The organism is Kribbella sp. NPDC049174, from assembly GCF_043197365.1.
In the GTDB taxonomy this organism is placed as follows: domain Bacteria; phylum Actinomycetota; class Actinomycetes; order Propionibacteriales; family Kribbellaceae; genus Kribbella.
The window spans coordinates 450,553-466,842 of sequence record NZ_JBICSZ010000005.1 but is presented as its reverse complement, the minus strand read 5'-3'; the positions used below and the strand labels follow the sequence as shown (position 1 = coordinate 466,842).

15 protein-coding genes are annotated in these 16,290 nt (G+C 68.4%); 8 read left to right on the top strand and 7 right to left on the bottom strand.

The annotated features are described in order from the left end of the window. Positions 1-104 precede the first annotated feature (104 nt). The 3 genes from ACGFIF_RS27255 to ACGFIF_RS27245 are packed head-to-tail and all read left to right on the top strand — an operon-like array spanning position 105 to position 3,159. On the top strand, positions 105-1,403 hold the full coding sequence (locus tag ACGFIF_RS27255) for a M16 family metallopeptidase (RefSeq protein WP_393158306.1): 1,299 nt from the start codon (positions 105-107) through the stop codon (positions 1,401-1,403). Further along, the gene (locus tag ACGFIF_RS27250) at positions 1,400-2,749 is read left to right on the top strand and encodes a M16 family metallopeptidase (protein ID WP_393158304.1); all 1,350 of its coding nucleotides are present in this window, start codon (positions 1,400-1,402) and stop codon (positions 2,747-2,749) included. The genes ACGFIF_RS27255 and ACGFIF_RS27250 overlap by 4 nt, the downstream gene beginning before the upstream one ends. A gap of 41 nt (positions 2,750-2,790) precedes the next feature. After that, positions 2,791-3,159: a DUF4190 domain-containing protein gene (locus ACGFIF_RS27245; RefSeq protein ID WP_393158302.1), complete on the top strand. Its 369-nt coding sequence runs from the start codon at positions 2,791-2,793 to the stop codon at positions 3,157-3,159. On the opposite strand, the gene ACGFIF_RS27240 is transcribed toward ACGFIF_RS27245, so the two are convergent. Both ACGFIF_RS27240 and ACGFIF_RS27235 read right to left on the bottom strand, forming a co-directional pair. Further along, complete coding sequence (locus ACGFIF_RS27240) at positions 3,146-3,943, bottom strand: DUF4190 domain-containing protein (RefSeq protein WP_393158300.1); 798 nt, start codon at positions 3,941-3,943, stop codon at positions 3,146-3,148. The genes ACGFIF_RS27245 and ACGFIF_RS27240 overlap by 14 nt on opposite strands. Positions 3,944-3,983: 40 nt before the next feature. Next, a complete protein-coding gene (locus tag ACGFIF_RS27235) occupies positions 3,984-4,409 on the bottom strand; it encodes a CBS domain-containing protein (protein WP_393158299.1) in 426 nt (141 codons plus the stop codon). A gap of 371 nt (positions 4,410-4,780) precedes the next feature. On the opposite strand from ACGFIF_RS27235, the gene ACGFIF_RS27230 reads away from it, so the two are divergent. Both ACGFIF_RS27230 and ACGFIF_RS27225 read left to right on the top strand, forming a co-directional pair. Beyond that, the gene (locus ACGFIF_RS27230) at positions 4,781-5,383 is read left to right on the top strand and encodes an exonuclease domain-containing protein (protein WP_393158297.1); all 603 of its coding nucleotides are present in this window, start codon (positions 4,781-4,783) and stop codon (positions 5,381-5,383) included. A gap of 260 nt (positions 5,384-5,643) precedes the next feature. Then, positions 5,644-6,333, top strand: coding sequence for a hypothetical protein (locus tag ACGFIF_RS27225; protein ID WP_393158296.1), 690 nt, complete (start codon positions 5,644-5,646; stop codon positions 6,331-6,333). A gap of 94 nt (positions 6,334-6,427) precedes the next feature. Here the strand turns inward: ACGFIF_RS27225 and ACGFIF_RS27220 are convergent, their stop codons facing one another. The 4 genes from ACGFIF_RS27220 to ACGFIF_RS27205 all read right to left on the bottom strand — a co-directional run bounded on the left by ACGFIF_RS27220 (position 6,428) and on the right by ACGFIF_RS27205 (position 10,844). Then, positions 6,428-7,255: a carbohydrate ABC transporter permease gene (locus ACGFIF_RS27220; RefSeq protein ID WP_393158294.1), complete on the bottom strand. Its 828-nt coding sequence runs from the start codon at positions 7,253-7,255 to the stop codon at positions 6,428-6,430. After that, positions 7,252-8,193 (bottom strand): carbohydrate ABC transporter permease, encoded by a 942-nt coding sequence (locus tag ACGFIF_RS27215; protein ID WP_393158292.1) that lies wholly within the window; start codon positions 8,191-8,193, stop codon positions 7,252-7,254. Before ACGFIF_RS27215 ends, ACGFIF_RS27220 begins: the two co-directional genes overlap by 4 nt. Before the next feature lie 27 nt (positions 8,194-8,220). Continuing rightward, entirely contained in the window at positions 8,221-9,615 is a 1,395-nt protein-coding gene (locus tag ACGFIF_RS27210) for an extracellular solute-binding protein (RefSeq protein WP_393158291.1), read from the bottom strand. Between the two features lie 185 nt (positions 9,616-9,800). After that, a complete protein-coding gene (locus ACGFIF_RS27205; RefSeq protein WP_393158289.1) occupies positions 9,801-10,844 on the bottom strand; it encodes a hypothetical protein in 1,044 nt (347 codons plus the stop codon). Between the two features lie 107 nt (positions 10,845-10,951). Between ACGFIF_RS27205 and ACGFIF_RS27200 the strand changes: the two genes are divergently transcribed. From ACGFIF_RS27200 to ACGFIF_RS27190, 3 genes are all read left to right on the top strand, one after another. Beyond that, the gene (locus ACGFIF_RS27200) at positions 10,952-11,548 is read left to right on the top strand and encodes a TetR/AcrR family transcriptional regulator (protein ID WP_393158288.1); all 597 of its coding nucleotides are present in this window, start codon (positions 10,952-10,954) and stop codon (positions 11,546-11,548) included. Between the two features lie 103 nt (positions 11,549-11,651). Further along, the gene (locus ACGFIF_RS27195) at positions 11,652-12,437 is read left to right on the top strand and encodes an ABC transporter ATP-binding protein (protein WP_393158286.1); all 786 of its coding nucleotides are present in this window, start codon (positions 11,652-11,654) and stop codon (positions 12,435-12,437) included. After that, on the top strand, positions 12,434-14,905 hold the full coding sequence (locus ACGFIF_RS27190; protein WP_393158285.1) for an FtsX-like permease family protein: 2,472 nt from the start codon (positions 12,434-12,436) through the stop codon (positions 14,903-14,905). Before ACGFIF_RS27195 ends, ACGFIF_RS27190 begins: the two co-directional genes overlap by 4 nt. A gap of 108 nt (positions 14,906-15,013) precedes the next feature. Here ACGFIF_RS27190 and ACGFIF_RS27185 read toward each other — a convergent pair whose 3' ends face one another. Beyond that, complete coding sequence (locus ACGFIF_RS27185) at positions 15,014-16,051, bottom strand: DUF2332 domain-containing protein (protein WP_393158284.1); 1,038 nt, start codon at positions 16,049-16,051, stop codon at positions 15,014-15,016. Between the last annotated feature and the right edge of the window lie 239 nt (positions 16,052-16,290).

The following is a 16,290-nucleotide window of genomic DNA, read 5'->3' as shown; positions in this document are numbered from 1 at the left end:
ACCGGACCCGCTTCCCGGATCCAGCATCTACCACTCCGATGCGTGAGCCTGCGCCAGATCGACATCCCACGCGGAGAATTCGGGGACCACGTAGGGTGGCTGGCATGTCCTTGACCTACCCCATCGCGGAGCAGACGCTGGACAACGGCTTACGTGTCGTCGTCAGCTCGGACCGCGCCGTACCGATCGTCGCCGTGAACCTGTGGTACGACGTCGGATCACGCCACGAGCCGCCGGGACTGACCGGTTTTGCGCACCTGTTCGAGCACCTGATGTTCCAGGGATCGCGCAACGTCGCGTCCGGCCAGCACTTCAGCCTGCTGGAGACGGCCGGTGCCAGCCTGAACGCGAGCACCTTCTTCGACCGGACCAACTACTTCGAGTCGCTGCCCAGTGGCGGACTCGACCTGGCCCTGTGGCTCGAGGCCGACCGGATGGGCTACCTGCTCGACGCGGTGAACCAGGAGAACCTGGACAACCAGCGCGACGTGGTCAAGGAGGAGAAGCGGCAGAGCTACGACAACCGCCCGTACGGTGACTCCTACGAGCGGCTGGTCAAGCTCACCTTCCCGTCCGACCACCCGTACGCGCACATGACGATCGGCTCGATGGCTGACCTCGACGCCGCCTCGGTGGAGGACGTGCACGCGTTCTTCCGCAAGTACTACGGCCCGAACAACGCCGTCCTGACGATCGTCGGCGACGTCTCCGAAGAGGACGCCTTCGACGCGGCCAAGCGGTACTTCGGCCACCTGCCGGCCATCCCGAAGCCGCCGGCCGCCCCGGACGGCACGATCGGCCCGCTGACCGAGGTGCTGCGTGACGACGTCGTCTCCGACGTACCGTCCGACCTGGTCACGATGATGTTCCGGCTGCCGGTCGACGGGACGCCGGAGCTGGACGCGGCCGGTCTCGCCCTCGACATCCTCGCCGCCGGCCAGAGCGGCCGGCTGAACCGCCGACTGGTCCGCGACGAGCAGATCGCGCAGTCGGTGTCCGGTGGCGCGCTGCCGCTGATCGGCGGGGTCTCGTTCGGCACGCTGACCGGGATCGCCTCCGACGGCGTCGACCTGCAGAAGGTCGAGGACGCGCTGCTCGAGGAGCTCGAGAAGCTGGCCGAGGGCGGCGTCACCGAGGACGAGCTGGCGACGGTTCAGGCGCAGGCCGAGCGGGACTGGCTGGAGCAGCTGGCCACCTGCGCCGGCCGGGCCGACGAGATCTCCCACCACGCACTGCTGTTCGGCGACGCGAACCGAATCAACACCCGGATCGACCAGGTCCGCGCGGTCACCGTCGAGCAGGTGCAGGCCGCCGCTGCCAAGTGGCTCCGCGCGTCCGGCCGCGCCCAGGTGACCTACCGCCGTACCGAGACAGCCGAAGGAACGGCAGGAGAGCAGGCATGAACCAGGTTCTGACCACCCCACCTGCCGTCGGCGCTCCGCGCCCGTGGAAGTTCCCGGAGTCGGTCACCACGACGACCGCCGCCGGGACCCCGGTGCACGTCTTCGATCGCCCCGGCCAGTACGTCGCCACCGTCCGGGTGACGATCGCGATGCCGCTGATCGCCGAGCCGCGTGAGCTCGAGGGCGTCGCGACGATCATGTCCCGGACGCTCGACGAGGGCACCGAACTGCGGTCGGCCAACGACTTCGCGGCTGCCCTCGAGCGGCACGGCGCGGCGTACGGCGTCGATGTCAGCTCGGACGCCCTGCACGTGGAGATCTCGGTGCCGGTGTCCCACCTGGCCCCGGCGGTGAAGCTGCTCGCCGAGGCGGTCACCCGGCCCGCGTTCAACCAGGCCGACGTCGGCCGGCACGTGACGATCCGGCTCGGTGAGATCAACCAGGAGCGGGCCAACGCCGGTTACCGCGCCCGCGAGGCGTTCGCGGCGCACCTGTTCGACCAGTCGACCCGGCGCTCCCGTCCGACCGCAGGTACGCCGGACACGATCCGGCCGCTGACCAATGTGCAGGTGGCCGAGTTCTACCGGGACAACATCGGCCCGGGCCGGGCGCAGATCCTGTTCGCGGGCGACGCGACCGGCGTGGACGTGGCCGGGATCATCGACGAGGCGTTCGGCGGCTGGACCTCGGTGGCCGGGCCCGCGGTGGAGACGCCCGAGCCGCTCTTCATCCCGGGCGACCGCGTCGTGCTGGTCGACCGGCCGGGGTCGGTGCAGAGCCAGCTCCTGATCGGCTGCGCCGGTCCGGACCGCCGTGATCCCGCCTGGGGTGCGGCCGCGGTCGCGAACCACGTGGTCGGCGGCACGATCACATCGCGCGTCGACACCGTGCTGCGCGAGGAGAAGGGCTACACCTACGGCACGCGGACCAGCTTCGCCGCGCCGCGCAAGGGCGGGACGTTCAGCCTGGGCGGCGCGGTCCGCACCGAGGTGACCGGCGCCGCGATCAGCGACGCGCTCCGGATCCTGCGGGAGGCGCGTGACGGGCTGACCGAGCAGGAGGTCCAGGAGGCGAAGGACAGCCTGATCCGGACCGCCCCGCTGCGGTACGAGCAGGCCGACTCGGTCGCCCAGCAGGTCGGCAGCAACATCGCGAACGGCGTACCGATCGGCTTCGCCGACACCTACCTGACCCAGATCGCCGCCACCACCGCCGACCAGGCCACCGAGGCCTACCGCCGGTACGTCGGAACCGACGGCCTGCTGGTCGTCGTCGTAGGGGAAGCGAAGGACGTCCGGCCGCAGCTCACCGAGCTGGCGTTGGGCGACCTGATCGAACTGAGCTGAGGAACTGCTCCTCTGCTCAGCCTGAGCAGAGGAGCAGCCTGATGTCGTTCACCGAGCGACCGACCGACGCGACCGACCGCACCCACACCTTCTGGTCGCCGGCGTACCCGCTCCAGCCCGGCTTCCCGAACCAGCCGGCGTACGGCATCCTGCGCGACCATTCGCAGGCCACCGTCTCCCTCGTGCTCGGCGCGCTCGCGCTGTGCACCGGCCTGCTGATCGTCTCGCCGGTGGCCTGGTGGCTCGGCAGCCAGGCCCTCGCCGAGATCGACGCGTCGCCCGGCGTCTACAACAACCGGGGGATGGCTCAGGCCGGGCAGATCTGCGGTCTGATCGGCACCGCCCTGCTCGGCCTCGGCCTGTTGTTCCTGGTCGGGATGATGGTGCTGCTGTTCGCTACTTCGGCGTGACCAGGCAGGTCGTGCCGCGGTCGCCGAGGCTCCAGCCGGTCTCGATCGGGTGCAGGTAGATGATGTCGGACGCGTCATCGAGCTGCTCACCCGTCGCCGCCCACCGGTCCACGCAGCCCTTCTCCGCGGCCGTCTGGACGGCCGTCAGCCCTGGCCACTTGCCCGCGGGCAGGTCGAACACGGCGAACACCTTCCCACCGTTCGGCTGATCGCAGGGCACCAGCTCGAGGTCGCGGACCTCCGCGGCCTCGGCGATCGTGCTGACGCAATCGCCGACGCGGAGCTTGTCCGCCCGGGCGTTCTGCGTGGTGGTGACCTGCCCCGAGGCGTCCCGATCCGGCTCACCGTCGCCGAAGACCACAGCGAGCCCGACGAGGCCGACCGCCCACACACCGGAGATCACCAGCCCGGCAATGGCCAGCCCCTTTCCCTTCTGGCCGTTGTGGCTGATCTTGCTCAGCGCGACGATCCCGAGGATGACGCTGATCAGAATCGCGCCGACGATCCCGAAGACCAACGACAGGATCGCTGGGGTGCTGGTCTTCTGCGGCTGACCTGGGTACTGCGGCCCGTGCGGCATCCCCTGCACCGGCGGCATCCCGGAGTACGGCTGCTGTCCGGGGTATTGCGGGGGTCCGGCGTACTGCCCTGGGTGCTGCTGTTGTCCGGGGTACTGCTGCTGTCCGGCGTACTGCTGCCCGGGGTGCTGGGGTGGGCCGGCGTACGGAGGTTGTCCGGAGGAGGGCGTACCGGGGTCTCCGTCCGAGGGAGGCGTCGATTCCATGGACGGACTGTAGACCCCGGGACGGCGTCTCCGCCGTGAATTAGCGACTGATGTAGTTCGAGAGTTGCTCGCGCTCGAACTCGAGCTCTCCGATCCTGGACTTGACCACGTCGCCGATGCTGACCAGACCGGTCAGCGCACCGTCGACGACGACCGGGACGTGCCGGATCCGGCGATCCGTCATCAGCCGCATCAGGTTGTCGATGTGCTCGTCCGGGCCGCAGGTCGCGACCTCGGCAGTCATGATCGAGCTGACCCGGACGTCTCCCGCGTCCGGGGTGGCGTTCCAGAGCCGGACGACGTCACGCTCGGAGACGATGCCGGCCACGGAGGACCCGTCCGGGCTCACCACGACGGCGCCGATGTTGTGATCGGCCAGCAGGCTGAGCAGCTCGGTGACGGTGGCTTCTGGGGAGATGGTGACGACCTGGTTGCCCTTGCCGCGCAGTACGTCGTTGATCTTCACGGAGCCTCCTGCAGATCGAGGGACCAATACCCAAAGGTAGCGAAATCCGCCCCGAAGCGGCAGCCCTCGCCGATCACAGCTTGTGATGAGTCCCTGCGTATCTACGTAACACTCAGTGACCGATCACGACCGTCACACGCCTGGATCCTTCCCACGCGCCGCTACGCTCGCTATCGCTCGCCGCCACCGCTCCCACCCACCCTGAGGCGCGGGCTCCTATCGTCGCCTGCTTAGCAGAAGCCAGGCGGGGACCTGGATCGTCGCGTGCACCTGATCGCGAGTACCGTCCCAAAAGGTCTCTCGTGATCGACAGCGCCCCTCGGGTGATGACGATCGGCAAGGCCGAGCCAACATCGGATGGGAGACATCGCATGGCCGACCCACGAACGCCCTGGACCGCGTTCGAGTTCGCCGTGGTCGATGTCGAGGGCAACGGTCAGCAACCACCCGACCTGGTGGAGATCTCGATCGTCCCCATCCGGCGCGGGACGATCGGCGATCCGAAGACCTGGCTGGTGCGGCCGCCACGGCCGATCACATCGATCGCCCGACGAATCCACCGAATCACTGACGCCCAGGTCGCCGATGCGCCCACAGTCGCCGATGTTGCCGACGAGCTGCGTAGGTTCCTTGACGGTCGGGTGTTCGTGGCGCACAACGCAGGAGTCGACCTCGGCGTCGTCAGTCGATCAGTGCCTGGTTACCAACCCGAGCTAACCCTCGACACCCTGAGACTGGCCCGGCGCCTTCTCCCGGGGCTGGCGTCGTACCGACTGGGCGCACTCGTCGAGTCGCTGCACCTGGCTCAGGATCTGCCAGCCGGCCTCGCTCCGCACCGCGCGACGTACGACGCGATCGTCTGCGCGCGGCTGCTGAAACGATTGGCGACGCCGAACGGTGCCGAGCCGCTAACTCTTGACGAGTTGCTGGACACGAAGCCGGAAAGGGTGTCCGAGGCCGAAACCCTCTTCTGAAGGACTGTTTCATCACCGTCGACGGCGACGGGGACGCGGCTAGCCACACGGCCCCGAGGGCCGCGGCACCCAGACGACAGTCGCGCAGTGGTACCCGTTACCTCCCGGTCCACAGCACCCGCGCCAACCGCGCCGGCCTGTCACCACACTTCGCGCACGCCGCCGAAGGCGGCCGACTGGACAGCCGCCGCGTAGCGGCGTCCTTTCACCGGGATCGCGCTCGGGCGCCCGTTGGGCTGGGACCTGCGTAGGGTGGGTGGGTGAGCTCAATCGTTCCGGGTCCTCAGAAGAAGATCGAAGAGGAGATCACCGCGGCGCGCTCCGGCGCCAAGCCGCTCAACGCGGGTGACCTCAATCCGTCCGCGCCGCAGCAGGAACAGCTGGTCGGACTCGACGACTGGCCGCCGACCGTGCGGGCCGTGGTCGAGGCTGACCACGACCGCGTCGCCGCATTGGTGAGCAACCGGCGGAGGACCGCCGATCATGCTCTGCCCGCGGTCGCCCGCGGCCTGGACGAGCTGCTCGACCAGGTCGCCGAAGGACTCCAGGCCGACAAACCGCGCCTGCTGCGCAAGCCCACCGCTGCCGCCAGCGAGGTCCCGCTGGACGATGTGGCAGAGCTCCTCGGCATCCCGTCCGGCGAACTTACGCCCGCACCAGGCCGGGCCGAACGTCGTACGGCGCTGCGCACGATCAAGCAACTCCGCGCCCAACTGAAGGAACTCGAGACCTCACACGACCACTCCCGGCTCACCCGAATGGTCACCTTCGTCGTCCGACTGGCCCTGGTCATCGACCGCGTCCCGGAAGCAACCGGCGCCTTGGCCCCGATCGCCCTGGACCGCTACGCCAACGCCATGCCGGACGCCCAGTGGGACTGGACCTTCCAACAGAAACTCGAGTTCTGGCAGGAAACCCACAAGACACTGGCGGTACGGCCCAACAGCTGATCGACGCACCGGCGTCACCACACTGCGCGGACGCCGCCGGCGGCGGCCAATGAAACAGCCGCCGCGAAGCGGTGTCCTTTGCTTCCGGCCCCTACTACCCCTTGATCGCGCCACCCAGCGCGAAAGCACCGCCGAGCTTCCTGCTGAGCAGCAGGTACAGCAGCAGGACCGGCGTGGTGTAGATGAGCGAGTACGCCGCCAACTGGCCGTAGTTCGGTTCGCCGTACTGGCCGAAGAACGTGAAGATGCTGACCGACGCCGGCAGTCGCTCAGGGGAGAGCAGCAGCATGAAGGGGACGAAGAAGTTGCCCCACATGCCGATGAAGGTGAAGATCAGCACCACCGCGATCCCCGGCCACATCAACGGCAGCACGATCGACCGCAGCGCCTGCATGCTGCCGGCGCCGTCCACCCAGGCGGCTTCCTCGAGTGAGATCGGTACGCCGTCCATGAACGTCTTGGTCAGCCAGATCGCGAACGGCAGTGAACTGGTCGCCATGAACATGATCGTGCCGCCGAGTGTGTCGACCAGGTTGAGCTGCACGAACAGGCCGTACACCGGCACCATGACCGCGGTGATCGGCAGCCCGGTGCAGAACAGCACGGTCAGCAGGAACGGCCGGTTGAACTTCGACTTGAAGCGGGACAGCGGGTACGCCGCCAGCACCGCACAGATCATCGTGAGCAGTGCGGCACCACCACACAGGATCACGCCGTTGAGAACGGGCCGGTACGTCGTGTCGGTGTTCAGCACCGCCTTGAAGTTCCCCAGCGTCGGGCTGGTCGGGAACTCGACCCGCAGGCCGGCGGTCCGGTTGATCGACGCGAACAGTACCCAGAGCAGCGGCAGCACGAACAGCACGCCGATCGCCAGCAGAACAAGGTTGGCGGACAGCTTGCTGATCCGGTCGCGGGCAATCATGCGGCCTCCGAGTTGAGTCCACGCAGGTAGATCAGCGAGAACACCGCGCCGATCAGCAGCATCACCAGGGCGATCGCCGTACCGTAGCCGATCTGGGAGAAGCTGAACGCCTGCTCGTACATGTACAGCGGCAGCGTCTGGCTCTTCGTGCCGGGGCCGCCGCGGGTCATCGCGTAGATGAGACCGAACACGCTCAGCGTCTGCAGCGTGATCAGCATCAGGTTGGTCATGATCGCCCGGCTGATCATCGGCAGCGTGACGAAGATCAGCCGCCGTGCGCCGGACGCGCCGTCCATCTCGGCCGACTCCTCGATCTCCTTCGGTACTTCGCTCAAGGCCGCGGAGTACACCAGCATCGAGAACGCCGTACCGCGCCAGATGTTGGCCAGCGAGACCGCGATGATCGGTGCCGCGTACAACCAGTCCTGGCCGGGCAGGCCGACCGCGTGCAGCATCACGTTGAGCGTGCCCTCGTCGTTGAAGAACGCGCTGAGCAGGTACGCCGCCACCACCTCGGGCAGCACCCAAGCACCGATGACCGCCGTACCGACGAAGTTGCGGATCACCTTGGTGGACCGGCGCATCAGCAAGGCCAGGCCGAGCCCGAGGGTGTTCTGGCCGATGATCGCGGAGATCAGCGTGAACACCAGGGTCAGCCAGATCGCGTTGGTGAACGCGCCGCTGCCGAACGCCTTCCGGAAGTTGTCCAGCCCGACGAAACTCACGTTCGCGGCACCGGTGCCGGTGAGCGCCATGTTGGTGAACGCGGCGTACAGGCAGTAGATGATCGGGCCGGCCAGGAAGACCAGCATCAGCCCGATCGCCGGTGTCAGCGGCAACATCTTGACCAGCTTGGCGCCTCGTGGCCGCCCGTTCCGTCCGGACTTCCTGCCGGACGGAGCGGGCTTGGCCGAGGCCGGGGCGACTGTCGTCGTCACAGGGGCAATTCCTTCGTCAGGCCGGCGCTACTGGCCGCCGCTGTCGGTGGTCGTCTTGTCCTTGCTGACAATGCCTTCCACCGCCTCGTCGTAGTTCTTCGCGGCCTCGTCCGGCGACGACTGCCCGGTCATCACCGCCTCCATCGCGGTGATGATCTCGTTGGAGACCTTCGGGTACTCGGCGTACGCCGGCCGGTACACGGTGACCGAGACCAGGTCGGTGAAGAACTGGGTGCTCTTCGCGGACGACTTGTACGCCTCGTCGGAGGCGACGTCCTTGCGGACCGCGATCTGCGCGCCCTCGGTGGCGTACTTGGCCGCGTTCTTCTGCGTCTGCAGCGTCTTGATCAGGTTCCAGGCCGCATCCGGGTTCTTCGACTTGGCCGGGATCGCCCAGGTCCAGCCGCCGGAGAGGCTGACCTTGCCCTTGCCGCCACCGTCCTGCGTCGGCATCGCGGTCTGGCCGAGCACCTCACTCCACTGCGGCCACGGCTTCGCACCGGTCTTCTGCCAGTTCCCGTAGATCCAGGAGCCGTCCAGCGCGATCGCCAGCTTGCCGCCGGGAAGCAGTTCGGTACCGACCTTGCTGCCCATGTTCGGGTCGAGCGCCTGCTTCGGTGTCGGCGCGAGGCCCTCGCTGTAGATGGTCTTGACGAAGTTCAGCGAGTCCTTGAAGCCCTGGCTGCCGACGACCCACTTCTGCTGGTCGTTGTTGTAGAGGGTGTCCTTGGTGCCGTAGAGCAGCATCTCGAAGCCCTGCATGGCCGAGGCCTCACCCATCGGCTTGCCCGAGTACACGTTCAGCGGGATGACGCCGGGGACCTTCTCCTTGATGGTGCGCGCGGCGGAGAGCACGTCGTCCCAGGTCTTCGGCTGCCAGTCGGCGGGTAGGCCGGCCTTCGCGAACAGCTGCTTGTTGTACCAGAGCGCCCGCGTGTCGGTGCCGTCCGGGACGCCGTACGTCTTGCCGTCGAGCGCCTTCGCCGCGCCCTTGGCCGTGTCCTCGAACTGGCCCCACTGGTCCCAGCCCTTGATGTAGTCGTCGAGCGGCCGCAGGTAGCCGGCGGTGATGTCGGAGTTGATCAGGAAGGTGTCCTCGTAGACCACGTCCGGCGCGGTGTTCGGCGACCGCATCATCAGCTGCAGCTTGGTGTAGTAGTCGTTCTCACTGGCCACGATGGGCAGGATCTCGACCTTCGACCCGGGGTTGGCCGCCTCGTACTCGGTCTTGACACCGGTGAGGAAGTTCTTCATCACCGTGCCCGGACCCCACTGCTGGTACGCGATCTTGATGTTCGCCGGACCGGCGCTCTGCGAGCCGCCCGCCTCCGGCTCCTTGGTCGTCGACCCCTGGCTACAGGCCGAGACCGCCAGCAGCAACGCACTCACCGCGGCGGCTGCTTTGAAACGTTTCCTTGTCACCCTCAGGTCCACCTTCGGGCAATCGTTGTCATCCCGCTACCACGACCCAAACGCGCTGGGCTTTCTCGCGACCGTAGGAGGCCCGAGGCGCCGAAGTCAATGCTTGACAGACAACGTTGTCCCGGTCTGCAGGCGCTGACGCGGTGACCGGCACGTAACGATCCGGTCACCGCAATGTCATCGGCTCAGACAGTAACGGGCTTCGCCTCGTGACGGGGTTGTACGACGCGCTGGGACCGCAGAGCGCCGAGGCCACAGAGCGTGAGGCCGGCGAGCAGCCAGCAGCCCAGTACGACGAGGGGCCCGGCCGCTCCGGCGCCGTCGAAGAAGCTCACCGAACGTAGCGCCGTACTCGCGGCTCCCGGCGGCAGCAGTTGCCCCAGCGCACCCCAGCCGCTCGGCAACATCTCGGGCGCACTCGTCAGTCCGGATAGCGGATTGCCGAGCAGCATCATCACGGCCGCGCCGAGCGCGAGGCCCGCCGTACCGAGCAACCATTCCAGCCCGAGCAAAGTGAGACTGATCGCGGCGATCGACATCGCGATCACGCCTGCGTTCCCCCAGTAGCTGCCCTCGAACGAGCCCAGCCAGTACTGCAGTACGGCGGCCAGCGCGAGTCCACCGGTGATCGCGAACCCGATCGCACCCGCCATCCGCCGGGAGCCGGACTTCACCAGTTGGGTCAGAGCTCCCGCGGCGATGATCCCGCCGAGCACCAGCGGCAGCGCGCCCGCGGCGAGCCCCGCACCACGCGGGTCGTCCGCCGGCAGCGGTACGACATCCGTCACCTTGGCCGGCGTCTCGGGAGACATCCGCGACGACAACTGGGTGAGGATCTGCGCGACCGCGGGACTACCGGCCGACGCGGTCAGCACCTCCGGCGACTGCGGGTCGAGCACGATGGCGCCGTACACATCCCGGTCCTCGATCTTCTGCACCGCAGCAGCCCGATCCGGTACTGCGCTGAGCTCGAAACCACCGGGCATCGCCTGCTCGAGCCCCTTCGCGACCTGGGCGACCGCCGGCTCAGGACCGACGACCGCGAGCGGGACGTCGCGCGGTTCGGAGTGCGCGGCCGGCCAGGCGAAGGCGATCAGCAGCACGGTGAGCAGCGCGGTCAGCAGCGTGATGACAGCGAACAGCGGTGGCCGCTGCCGGTTGTCGGCGGCGTGTTCCGGGGCGTGTTCGGGCGCCTGGTCGGGGTGGTGCCCGGTCAGCTGAGCGGACATGGGGGACTCCTTGTTCCATAAAACCGAATGACCGTTCTTTATTAGTTCGAGAGTGGACCGCGAGGTGGCGACTTGTCAAGAACGGACATTCGTTTTATGTTCCGGACATGCCGAAGGTCACCGAGGAACATCGCCTGGCCCGCCGTCAGCAGATCGTGGCGGCGGCCCGCCTGTGCGTGGTCGAGCAGGGTTTCCACAAGACGACGATGGCCGACGTGATCCGGGCGTCCGGGCTGTCCGCGGGGGCGGTGTACGGGTACTTCAAGAGCAAGGAGGAGATCGTCGCGGCCATCGCCGAGGAAGCACTCAGCACGGTCGACGAGCTCTTCGAGAAGATCCTCGCGACCGAGGAGCCGCTGAGCCCGCTGGCCGCCCTGGAGGCCGCGCTCAACCACATCGTCGCGGTCGCCGAGCGCCCCGGGGGCGACGTGACCCGGGTCGCGATCCAGGCCTGGGCGGAGGCGCTGCGCAATCCGGTGATCATGGCGACCGCCCAGGGCAAGTACACCCAGCTCCGCGGTCACTTCGAGGCCGTGGCCCGTCGTGCCCAGGCCGACGGCACCGTGGACGCCTCCGTCGACCCCCGCTACATCGCCCAGGTGCTCTTCGGCTTCCTCCCCGGCTTCATCCTGCAACGCCTCCTCATCGGCGACGTCTCCCCCGACACCTACACCGCCGGACTGCGCGCTTTGCTCCAGCCGTAGGGGGAGTTTCACCCACCATCGACGGCGGTCCAGCACCCTGGGGACCGCGGCTCGCGCTCCGTAGCGTCAGTGGCGTCCACCTGAAGACGCAAGGAGCCGGCGCATGAGGCGCAAGCAGCAAGTTGTGAGCAGGAGCGAGCACTCGGTCGTCCTGCACGACGTACGACGGGTCTACGGCCGCGGGGGCAACGCCGTCACCGCCCTCGACGGCATCTCCATCAGCTTCGCCCGCGGCACGTTCACCGCGGTGATGGGTCCGTCCGGATCCGGCAAGAGCACGTTCCTGCACTGTGCCGCCGGCCTCGACCATCCGACCTCGGGCACCGTCCACATCGACGACCAACCCCTTGCCAGCCTCAACGAACGCAGGCTCACCGAGCTCCGCCGCGAGCGCATCGGCTTCGTCTTCCAGTCGTTCAACCTGCTGCCCGCGCTGACGGTCTGGCAGAACGTCTGCCTGCCGCAGGAACTCGACGGCCGCCGCGCCAACCGCACCGCGGTCCGCGAGGTGCTCGACCGCGTCGGACTCGGCGATCGCCACAAGAACCGTCCGGGCGAACTCTCCGGCGGTCAGCAGCAGCGCGTCGCGATCGCCCGTGCCCTGGTCGCGCGCCCCGCCGTGATCTTCGCCGACGAACCGACCGGCGCCCTCGACACCCAGACCGCGGCCGATGTCCTCGAGTTGCTCCGCGAGCCGGTGCGCACCCAAGGGCAGACCGTTGTGATGGTCACCCACGATCCGGTCGCCGCCTCGTACGCCGACCAGGTCGTCTTCCTGGCCGACGGCGTACTGGCCGGCAGCCTGACCGCCCCGACCGCCGAGCAGGTCGCCGACCGGATGACCCACCTCGGCGCCCGTTCCAGGCTGTCCATGGCGGTGGCCCGATGATGCGGCTGGCTGTCCGCACTCTGCGATTCCGCAAGGGCGGCTTCGTCGCCACGTTCGTCGCGGTCGTCTTCGGTACGGCGATCGTGATGGCCTGCGGTGGTCTGATGGAGACCGGCATCCGCTCCAACGTCGAACCGGAACGCCTCGCTGCCGCCCCGATCGTTGTCACCGGCAAGCAGTCTCACCTTCGGCCCGGCGCCGAGGACGCGACGGTGTTGCCCGAACGCGTCGGTGTCCCGGCTTCGGTGGTGGCCAAGATTTCTTCTGTAGAAGGCGTTTCGGCCGCGATCGGCGACTACACGTTCGCTGCCGTCGGGGCGGGTGCTACCGAGGGTCACAACTGGTCGAGTGCGGCGTTGGCGCCGTACCGACTGACCTCGGGCCGCGCTCCTCGGGCCGGTCAGGTCGTTGCCACGGGGTCCGATGTGAAGGTTGGCGATCGCGTCACCTTCCTGATCAAAGGCGAGCCTGCGACCTTCACCGTCAGCGGTCTGGCCGCGGGTCCGACGGGTCACAGCTTCTTCTCCGACCGCGAGGCCGCGCGCTTTGTCGACAATCCGACCAGCTTCGCTGACGTCGGCGTACTGGTTGCCCCCGGCACCGATGTCGACGCGGTGAGGGACCGGATCGAGGCGCTCGACGCCGGGATCACCGTCCGCACCGGGATCGACCGCGGCCTGGCCGAGCACATCGGCGGGGAGTCGCAGCGGGTCGCGCTGATCTCGATCGCCGGCTCGTTCGGCGGTATCGCCACGATGACGATGATGTTCGTGGTCGCGTCCGCGCTGGCTCTCTCCGCCCAGCACCGCGAACGCGAGTTCGCCCTGCTCCGCGGCATCGGTACGACGCCAGGCCAGGTACGACGGATGATCCTCGGCGAGGCCCTGCTCGTGTCGATCCCGGCCGTGCTGCTCGGCGCCGTACCCGGTGTCTTCCTCGGCCGCTTCCTCTTCGAGCAACTCGGCTCGCACGGTGTCGCCTCTCCGGTCGTCGAGTTCTCCCAGGGCTTGATCCCGTTCGCCGCCGGCGCGGGAGCCGCCGTACTCGCGACCATCGGCGCCGCTCTGATCGCGGCCCGCAAGTCGGCCAAGATCCGCCCGGTCGAAGCGCTGATGGAGGCGTCGCTGCAGCGGAAGTGGTTCAGCTGGGTGCGTCTGCTCTTCGGTCTGCTGTTCCTCGGTGGCGGTCTGGCTCTGCTGATCGTCACCGCGACAGTGATGACCGGTCCGCTCGCGGGTGCGACCGCCGGGCCGTCGATCCTCTGCTGGGCGATCGGTGTCGCACTGCTCGGCCCGTTCTGGACCAAGGCGGTTCTCCTGCTGTGGCGCTGGCCGGTGCAGGCGCTGACCCGGGTCAACGGACGGCTCGCGATCCTCAACGTCTCGGCCCGCTCGGTGGCGATGTCAGCCGCGGTGATGCCGGTGATGCTTGCCGTCGGCATCTCGACCGCCAACCTGTACATGCAGACCACACAGGTCCAGGCTGCCTCCGAATCCTTCACCCGGGATCTGCGCGCGGACGCCGTACTGGTCTCCGAAGCGGGCCTCTCACCAGCGCTGCTGAACCAGGTGCGCGAGGTGGCCGGTGTGGCGAGCGCATCGGCTTTCGTCCGCAGTACGGGCGTCATCGACGAACCGCGCAACGCTCCCTTCGACGAGGAGGGCGCTCCCCTGCTCGGGGTGGACGCCCAAGGTCAGGACGGTACGGCGCCGGTCCGATTGACGGCCGGATCGCTGTCGGGCCTTGTCGGGTCGACCGTGGCACTGCCGGAGTACGTGGCAGCCAAGCTCGATCGCGGGGTCGGCTCGGAGATCACTATGACCATGGGCGACGGAGCATCAGTGACGCTGCGGGTGGTCGCGTTGTTCGCGGCCGAGCGCGGCTACGAATCCATCGTGCTGCCGGCTTCCCTTGTCGCCGCTCACACGACGGACGGTCTGACCAAGCAGATCCTGATCCGCTCCGAGCCTGGGAGCGACGTACGTCCGGCCTTGGTTGCGCTCGCCGCCAAGCACCCCGGTGTACAGGTCGCGGACCGCGACAATCTGGTCGCCTCGAACGCCGAAGACCTGCAGACGCAGGCCTGGATCAACTACATGCTCGTCGGCATGCTGATCGCGTACACCGCGGTCTCGGTCATCAACACCCTGGTCTCGACCACCCTGCGCCGGCGCCGTGAGTTCGCCCTCCAACGCCTGACCGGCTCCACCCGCGCCCAGGTCCTCCGCATGCTGACCACCGAAAGCACCTTGATCTGGCTGAGCGGCATCACCCTAGGCACCCTGGTAGCCCTGGCCTGCCTACTCCCGTACTCCGCCAAGGTCTCGGACTCGGCCATCCCGACCGGCCCGCTGTGGATCTACCTGGTGATCGTAGGAGCCGCAGGCGCCCTCACCTTCACCTCAACCCTCCTCCCCGCCACCACAACCCTCCGCCACTCCCCCACCCAACCCACCCACGCCGACTAACTCCCGCAGCCAGGTGGGTGTCCTCCTCCGAGGGCACCCACCTAGCCCTGCCCGCCAAACACGCGAGCAGGAACGGATCCGGATCGCCAGACAGCCGCCAGCCGGCCGCTAGGAGTCTGCCAACCACGCCATCAGGCGCCCGCGCGACCAGCAGCGGCCAACGGCCTCGGCATGCATCACCGACCCGTCAAACACCGCCAGCCCGATGATGCTGTGCCCAGACGCGCGGCGATCGCCAAATGTCGGGATCGTCGGCGCAACTCCGACCCCCTCCGCTGACACCCACGCCACCGCCCGCCCGGCCGCCACTTCGTCAAGACGGTGCAGGAAGCGCAGCCGACTCTCGAGCGAGAACCGCGACAGCGCCCACGTCGTAGTGACGACAGGCAACGCGTCCGCAGGCACCCGAGCGACGGCGTCAGGCAACACATCGACGGCGTCACCCCGCAGCAGCACCGGAGGGGCCATCGCCGCCAACGCCAACTCCGCCTCGAGCCTCGCGACCCGCTCCGGCTGATCCGGCCACACGCAGGCGTGCAACCACCGGGCCTCATCCGCGTCCGTCACGTCGACCGGATCGAGGTCGATGCCAACCCGGGCGACAACCTCGGGCATCGCCCGCGTCGGAATGGCCCGGTCTCCCACGATCGAAGTCGACACCTGCACAGGAGACGACGGGTCGCCCAACGATTGTCCGTTGCTATACGCGATGCCAACGCGATCAACCTGGAGATTGAGCCCAGCCGAACACCCCACGTCAACCAGCCCCACCGAATCCGCGCCCACCCGGCGAGCCGCCTCGGCAATAGCCGGATACAGCACAGCGCAGCGCCCAGTCTCGATCGTCCGCGTCGGCCGGCGCACGGCGGTAGCCACGACCAAGTCAGTCATTCGCAGCAGCGTGTCGATCGCCGCGCCCGCGGCAGCATCGCCATCCCCAGCGCCATAGGCCGCGGCGAGCTCCGGGGCCCGTCCGGCAAGGGCGAGATCATGCAGCGCGGCGAGGATCACCGTGGGCTGCCGCTTGCGCGCCGGCGCCGCCTCGATAGCGCGCAGCGCCTCGTCGGACTCACTCAGGGCGACAGCAACACGCTCATACAGCGGCGATGTGCCGACGGCGTCGACCTCACCAAACTGCCGGTACACCTGCGCGAGCGTCCGCGCCCTACCCACAGGCACCAGCCCTTCCAGCGATCAACCCCGACATCCCGACGATTCTAGCCACCGACCCCCTTCACCTCTCCCCCGCCAACACGTGACGAGGAACGGACCGGCCCCCCGGGCACGCGCCACAACCCGCCGCCTGCCGCCTCCCGCCTGCCGCCTGCCGCCTGCCGCCTGCCGCCTGCCGCCTGCCGCCTGCCGCCTGCCGCCTGCCGCCTGCC

Coding starts and splice junctions, on each gene's coding strand:
- ACGFIF_RS27255 (WP_393158306.1), top strand. CDS start 105: ATGTCCTTGACCTACCCCATCGCGGAGCAGACGCTGGACAACGGCTTA.
- ACGFIF_RS27250 (WP_393158304.1), top strand. CDS start 1,400: ATGAACCAGGTTCTGACCACCCCACCTGCCGTCGGCGCTCCGCGCCCG.
- ACGFIF_RS27245 (WP_393158302.1), top strand. CDS start 2,791: ATGTCGTTCACCGAGCGACCGACCGACGCGACCGACCGCACCCACACC.
- ACGFIF_RS27240 (WP_393158300.1), bottom strand. CDS start 3,943: ATGGAATCGACGCCTCCCTCGGACGGAGACCCCGGTACGCCCTCCTCC.
- ACGFIF_RS27230 (WP_393158297.1), top strand. CDS start 4,781: ATGGCCGACCCACGAACGCCCTGGACCGCGTTCGAGTTCGCCGTGGTC.
- ACGFIF_RS27220 (WP_393158294.1), bottom strand. CDS start 7,255: ATGATTGCCCGCGACCGGATCAGCAAGCTGTCCGCCAACCTTGTTCTG.
- ACGFIF_RS27205 (WP_393158289.1), bottom strand. CDS start 10,844: ATGTCCGCTCAGCTGACCGGGCACCACCCCGACCAGGCGCCCGAACAC.
- ACGFIF_RS27200 (WP_393158288.1), top strand. CDS start 10,952: ATGCCGAAGGTCACCGAGGAACATCGCCTGGCCCGCCGTCAGCAGATC.
- ACGFIF_RS27195 (WP_393158286.1), top strand. CDS start 11,652: ATGAGGCGCAAGCAGCAAGTTGTGAGCAGGAGCGAGCACTCGGTCGTC.
- ACGFIF_RS27190 (WP_393158285.1), top strand. CDS start 12,434: ATGATGCGGCTGGCTGTCCGCACTCTGCGATTCCGCAAGGGCGGCTTC.